At 46.3% G+C, this 6,021-nt stretch carries 7 protein-coding genes; 2 read left to right on the forward strand and 5 right to left on the reverse strand.

The genetic code is table 11. The annotated features are described in order from the left end of the window. Nucleotides 1-5: 5 nt before the first annotated feature. From ACFQY8_RS07030 to ACFQY8_RS07045, 4 genes are all read right to left on the reverse strand, one after another. Nucleotides 6-521 (reverse strand): F0F1 ATP synthase subunit B, encoded by a 516-nt coding sequence (locus ACFQY8_RS07030; RefSeq protein ID WP_377939174.1) that lies wholly within the window; start codon nt 519-521, stop codon nt 6-8. Nucleotides 522-577: 56 nt separating this feature from the next. Beyond that, entirely contained in the window at nt 578-808 is a 231-nt protein-coding gene (atpE, locus tag ACFQY8_RS07035) for an ATP synthase F0 subunit C (RefSeq protein WP_377939175.1), read from the reverse strand. A gap of 57 nt (nt 809-865) precedes the next feature. After that, complete coding sequence (atpB, locus tag ACFQY8_RS07040) at nt 866-1,687, reverse strand: F0F1 ATP synthase subunit A (RefSeq protein WP_377939176.1); 822 nt, start codon at nt 1,685-1,687, stop codon at nt 866-868. Nucleotides 1,688-1,886: 199 nt separating this feature from the next. Continuing rightward, complete coding sequence (locus ACFQY8_RS07045; RefSeq protein WP_377939177.1) at nt 1,887-2,927, reverse strand: homoserine O-succinyltransferase; 1,041 nt, start codon at nt 2,925-2,927, stop codon at nt 1,887-1,889. A gap of 142 nt (nt 2,928-3,069) precedes the next feature. On the opposite strand from ACFQY8_RS07045, the gene ACFQY8_RS07050 reads away from it, so the two are divergent. Further along, the gene (locus tag ACFQY8_RS07050; RefSeq protein WP_377939178.1) at nt 3,070-3,423 is read left to right on the forward strand and encodes a DUF2087 domain-containing protein; all 354 of its coding nucleotides are present in this window, start codon (nt 3,070-3,072) and stop codon (nt 3,421-3,423) included. A 235-nt stretch (nt 3,424-3,658) separates the two neighbouring features. Here the strand turns inward: ACFQY8_RS07050 and ACFQY8_RS07055 are convergent, their stop codons facing one another. Continuing rightward, complete coding sequence (locus ACFQY8_RS07055; RefSeq protein WP_377939179.1) at nt 3,659-4,978, reverse strand: MFS transporter; 1,320 nt, start codon at nt 4,976-4,978, stop codon at nt 3,659-3,661. A gap of 388 nt (nt 4,979-5,366) precedes the next feature. Between ACFQY8_RS07055 and ACFQY8_RS07060 the strand changes: the two genes are divergently transcribed. Further along, on the forward strand, nt 5,367-5,690 hold the full coding sequence (locus ACFQY8_RS07060) for a hypothetical protein (RefSeq protein WP_377939180.1): 324 nt from the start codon (nt 5,367-5,369) through the stop codon (nt 5,688-5,690). The last annotated feature ends 331 nt before the right edge of the window (nt 5,691-6,021 follow it).

Raw genomic sequence — 6,021 nt, forward strand, 5'->3', positions numbered from 1 at the left:
CTCCTTTAATGCTCAAGTTCATTGATAGCGTCATCAATCATGGAAGACTGAACGTCGCTACTTTCCAATTTGCTACCCAAAATCTTGCCAGCAAGAGCAGTGGCAATCGCACCAACTTCTCCTTTGAGACTGACAAGAGCCTGTGCACGCTGTGCCTCGATAGACTTCTGCGCAGATGCTGTAACTTGTGCAGCCTCTGCCTCAGCCCGTTTCTTCGCGTCTGCAATGATATTTGCAGCATCACTGCGAGCATCATCACGAATCTTAGAAGCTTCTGTGCGAGCGTTCCTCAACTGATCTTCGTACTGCTTCTTAGTCTCTTCAGCATCTGCCTGAGCCTTAGCCGCACGTTCGAAACCGCCTTGAATCTTATCCTGACGTTCTTCAAATATGGACTTGAATTTCGGCATGAAGAAAACATAGAAGAAGACTACGAGGATGGCGAGGATAATAGCGGACCACACAATGTCATAAACCTTAGGAACGAACAGTTCAATTCCACCAGCTGCTACTGTAGTCATATTCTCCTCCTTTCCTTCTTAGCTTTTCTTAACGATACGAATATGTAGAGGTTCTCTTACTTTGCCATCATGAATGCCACGAAGCCAAGGAGAGCCAAAACTTCGATAATTGCCAAACCGATGTACATAATCACGTTGAGCTTGCCGGATGCTTCTGGCTGGCGTGCGGTAGACTCAAGAGCCTTGCCGAACATAATACCCAAACCAATAGCAGGGCCAAGAGCTGCTAAACCGTAGCCGAGAACACTGATGTTACCAGCAACTGCTGCGAGTGTTACGAGATCCATGATTGTCCTTTCGTTATTTACCGCGTTTCACTGTTTCCAGCCAAACACAAAGTCTATTTATTCTTCACCCAAACTTTGATTGATATACACGCACGTAAGGATGGAGAAGATAAATGCCTGCAGCGCTGCCACAAACATTTCAAATCCTGTTAATGCAAAACCGCCGATGAACCACAATGGACCCACGAAATGAAGTCCCATGCTTGGCGTCTTTAGTAAGTAAAAATCAGTCATTGCAAGCATAATCGCCACAAGAAGGTGTCCAGAAATCATGTTTGCAAAAAGTCGCAAGGTCAAGGAGAACGGCTGAATAATTACAATCTCCAAGAGCTTGATAGGAGTGAGCAAGATATACACAGGCCACGGGACGCCTGCTGGGAAGAGTTCTTCCTTCAAATATCCCCAAATACCATGTGCACGAATGCCTGCTATCCAATATTGCGCCATCGTCCACAATGCGAACGCTAAAGGCATCATAACCGTAGCTGTCGCTGCAATATTTGCTCCCGGGATGACACCGCAAAGATTGAAAACAAGAATGGACAAGAACATCGTGGTAATCATCGGCAAGTAGCGCTTGCCTTTAAGCTCGCCCATGATTGGATACACGATTTGGTTCTGTACAAACTCAATGAGCCATTCAATAGCAAGCTGCCACTTACTAGGCTTCATAACCTTTGCTCGCGCTGCAGTGATACCGAGGATAAGCAAAATAGCTACAGTCGCAATGCACCGCACGAAAATAATGCGATTCATAGCAAAAGGCGTTCCAGCAAAGAGGATTTCTGGAGGGAGGAAGTCTTCAAGAGAAGGAAGCTCTGGTTCATTCTCGGAAGCTAAAACGCTCAGTCCCAGAGCGAATGTGTGAGCTAATCCCATATGTTTACCTCCCTATGTATGCAAAATGCAAACAGCCATCTACCTTACTCTCCAGATAGACAATCTGTTTGCATCAGCGCATTTATTTCCAGTGTACGCCTTATAGCGTGACATTTTTGACACGTTCGACTCGCTACATCACGACCAGAGTGTCACACATCTTTTCAGATCACCTCTCATCCCTCTCCGCACGTTATGCTCATCTATTTATGTCGTGCACACCATATGCCGTGCCTACAAATGGCGCATAATTGTCCTTGCGAGGAGCAGCTGGTTCATGCTTAATATTGCGGTCTGTGCCAAGCTTTCCAGCTCTTTTTAGTTCAGGAATCTCCTTCACGTCGTATGGCGTCGTCTGATATACCCAATTCAACCAATTGCGCCATAATAAGTTTGCATGCGCACGCCACGAGAAAAGAGGGGCGATATGTGGATCATCATGAGGATAGTAATTCGTAGGGAAAGGGACGTTATCCAAGCCTTTTTTCATATCGCGTTCATATTCTGACGCTAACGTATCACGCACATACTCCCAATGCCCCAATATAAAGACTTCAGAAAAATCTTTCGTCGCGATAAGTCCCGAACCCGCTATTTGACCTCGAGTAAGAACTTGAAGTGCACCACACGCATCGATTTCAGCTTCATCCATGCTTGCCACACGTGAGTGAGGTTGTAAGCAAATTTCGTCGAAACCGTTAGTCAAAAAGTTGTATTCGTCCTGAAGCTGCTGCTCGAACACACCAAAAATTTTGTGATCTTCAACGTGTTTCGTAATTCCATAACGATAGTAGAGCCCTGCCATCGCCCCCCAGCACAGATATACGGTAGAAAACACATGTGTTTGCGCCCAATCCATGATAGAGGTCAGCTCATCCCAGTAATCTACTTGCTCAAAGTCTAAATGCTCTACTGGAGCTCCCGTGATGACAAAACCGTCATAATAGTTTTCCTTGAGGGCGTCAAAAGTTTCATAGAACTTAATAAGATGGTCTTCGCTCGTGTGCGTCGACTCGTGAGATCTCATACGCATGAAATCAATATCCAACTGGAGCGGCGACTTAGACATGAGACGAAGAAGCTGCGTCTCCGTCTCAATTTTCTTTGGCATAAGGTTCAAAATGACAATGCGTAACGGGCGTACACGTTGCTGCTGTGCATCACGGTCGCTCATTGCAAAAATTCGCTCAGCGTCAAGAATCTCTTTTGCGGGAAGTCCCTCAGGAAACTTAATAGGCATAGCACGATAATACAATAAAAGTATAGCTTTAACAGATACCTTTTCACGTACTGTTCGCGAGTATCGGATACTTTTAACGACTCTTCGCACTCCGAAACTCAAGACCCGCCTGATTGAGCTACTCACATCTGCTGAGGCTACGGTGACAGATAGTAGTCTTGATAAGCCTTTTCGCCAGATTTCCTGGATGACATCTGAGGGCGACAAGTCTTCGAGTGGGGTCATCAGTCAGCGTATCAATGAACTAAATGCTCTCCTCGGACCACTGAACATTCTTGAGACAGAGCCTATCCCCACCGAAAATCTGCCTCTGAGCTGGGACGAGCGCGCATTTAGTGTTCATATGAATGGCCGAGACTGGCTCACCGAGCCTGAATTTACTTCTCGACTTGCCATGCTTGTGAAAGATCCTGTGGTAATTCGCCGTTACGCTGTGGACTGCTCAGTCGTACAGCGCAGTAAGGATGGGACGAAGTACTGGTTGGTCGAGGAGTAAATCCGGTCCCATCGGCTTGATTTATCAAGAAATCGTCATTATTGATATACTTCTTAAACCTTCAAAAATTGACGATGCATAACCTCAAAAACCACAATTAATCCTATCCGCGAATTGTCCCCTGCCCTCGCTGCAGGTATTACCTCACCAAGAAAGTACGAAGAATTCGATACAACTTGAGAAATCTAGTTATGGCACGTACAGGCTTGCGGCTCGTGTTCTCTTTTAGTACCTGCTACCTTCCCACATATCGCGGAATGTAACGCTGCATCATATACGCTCCAAGAAGACCCGCCGCTCCCATCACTATCACTGCGACAGGAAGCCCAGCAAGAGCGGTTACTCCAGAAATTCCCAACGGGCCAATTGCTGATCCAGAATCGGTAAACACGCGCCAACCACCGAGGAATCCTGGCATATCTTCAGGCGCAAACTTTGCAGCACAGTCAGATCCTAGCGTCATCACGATACCTGAACCTAAGCCGTTTGCCAAAGAAATGCAGATAGCAACGACGACGTAACTCCATTCTTGGTGTGCGAGCGGCATTGCAATAAATGACAACCCTATACCGAGAAGTACAGGAATAGCAGCCCACTTACGTCCAAACTTATCCATGACCTGACCAGAGGTATAGAATAGCGACAAATCTACTGCTCCCGCGATTCCTGTGATAAGCGCAATGCGCGCTTCTGGAATATGCAGCTGTGTACCCCATAGCGGCAAAATCACCTGACGTGCTGCTCGCATCATTTGGAGTATGCCCGCAGCAGTACCCATACGGACAAGAATCGAGAAATAGGTGACAATTGCAAGCTGCTTTTTCTGCTTGCCGCCTTCGTGCTGAGACTGAAGAACTGCCTTCTCTTGAGCCTGACGGGCAAACTCCATGCGCTTATCATGCGCTACTTTTGCTTCAGAGTCGCGCGCGATAATTGCTTCTGGATCTTGCATAATAGCAAGTAAGACAAGCACGCTCACGCACATCACCACATGTACCCAATACACAGATTGAATACCGATAAATGCTATGACAGGCGAGGCGAGAAACGGTCCGATAAAATTGCCGATTCGAGTTGTGCCACCAAGTAGTGACATCGCGCGAGCGCGGAACCACAATGGCGTCCATTCGGTCAAAAACGCATGACGTGCAAGATTAAACGTCGCTGAAGCGATTCCAATGGCAAGAACTCCGACAGCAAGCACAACGAGATTAGGCGCTTTCCAGCAAATAATTGCGGCAACGATAGCCATAATAGCGGCAGTGCGCATGGCAAACGCCTCGCCAAAACGCTTGACCAGAAGCGAGGACGGGATATCTCCGAGCACGACACCTATCATGAGCAGACCTGAGATCAAGCCGGAGATAGCAAGCGGAGCACCCAAATTATTTGCTGTCAGAGGCACTACAGGGATGAGAGCGCCCTCGCCTGTAGAAAAGAGAATAGCAGGCATATAAACCGGCACAAATAAATGCTTTAAAAAATCAGATGATGACCTAGATGAACGAGATGAATCCGATGCATCCTGTTTTTTCGCCGTGTGTAATTGAGCCATTCACTTCCCCTTGTAAGACTTCTCTATAGTACTCACGTTGCGGCAAAAGTAAAGCATAAGTTGGATAAAACTTACACCATAGCGAAATCTGTCACTTATCACTCAATATTTGTACAAAAACGAAATTTGCGATGGTTAATGTAAACCGAGCGGAGTAGTATATAGAGAAGAAAGAAGATAACTCTACAAAATACTGTACCGTTGTCAGATACCACTATTTTATAGATTGCGTATAACTTCTTTCAACTATAAAAATAAGAAAATTCTGCGGAAATTACGCAGCTCATCAGTAACACAGATGACGCTCTACGCCGTAACCGTAACTAAACATTTTCTTAGGGAAGGATTGAAATGCATAAAGCGAGGGGGACTTCTTGGCTGGATTAGCATGCAGCGCAAGTCACCTCTATCAAAGATTATTCTAGCGTTTGTCGCCACTATTGCGATGCTTATATCATTCGTACCAGCGAGTACAGCACGTGCCGCAGGAAATGACGTAAGCAATAATGTAACGTCACTCACCGTTAACCCAACACATATTAACGATAGTGGAAAAACAACGGTCTCTTTCACATTCGACGACTATGCTCAAAAAATTCACGGTGGCGACACCATTACCGTGAACTGGACGAACAGCGGCACCGTGTATGGTGTGAGGGCTACTCCAAATCTATTCCGCTCAACATTGATGGAGCTAACGTCGCAACCCTAGCGATTACCACGCACAATGCTGTAGTAACGTTTAACGACAATATTAATAATCTAGATAATGTTCGTGGTTTTGGCGAGTTCGAGGTTGAGGGTCGTAATCTCGCGGCGACAAGTGAAGAGAATACAGGTTCTTTCTCTCTCACTTCCGGAGGATATTCCGCGACAGTATCTGTCACAAAACCTCAATCCGGTACAACAGGCGTGTTCTACTATAAGACTGGAGACATGCTTCCAGAAGATACCGATCACGTACGTTGGTTCTAATCCCAGTTGGTTTGGTCATACCCCCATGTTGCGACGAGGATGTCACCTTCCATAGCACCGTGCACGTT

The sequence above is a fragment of the Alloscardovia venturai genome (assembly GCF_042676605.1).
GTDB classification, from domain to species: Bacteria; Actinomycetota; Actinomycetes; order Actinomycetales; family Bifidobacteriaceae; genus Alloscardovia; species Alloscardovia venturai.

Bases quoted from the DNA above. Each gene is read 5' to 3' on its own strand.
- ACFQY8_RS07030 (WP_377939174.1), bottom strand. From the start codon at position 521: ATGACTACAGTAGCAGCTGGTGGAATTGAACTGTTCGTTCCTAAGGTT.
- atpE (WP_377939175.1), bottom strand. From the start codon at position 808: ATGGATCTCGTAACACTCGCAGCAGTTGCTGGTAACATCAGTGTTCTC.
- atpB (WP_377939176.1), bottom strand. From the start codon at position 1,687: ATGGGATTAGCTCACACATTCGCTCTGGGACTGAGCGTTTTAGCTTCC.
- ACFQY8_RS07045 (WP_377939177.1), bottom strand. From the start codon at position 2,927: ATGCCTATTAAGTTTCCTGAGGGACTTCCCGCAAAAGAGATTCTTGAC.
- ACFQY8_RS07055 (WP_377939179.1), bottom strand. From the start codon at position 4,978: ATGGCTCAATTACACACGGCGAAAAAACAGGATGCATCGGATTCATCT.
- ACFQY8_RS07060 (WP_377939180.1), top strand. From the start codon at position 5,367: ATGCAGCGCAAGTCACCTCTATCAAAGATTATTCTAGCGTTTGTCGCC.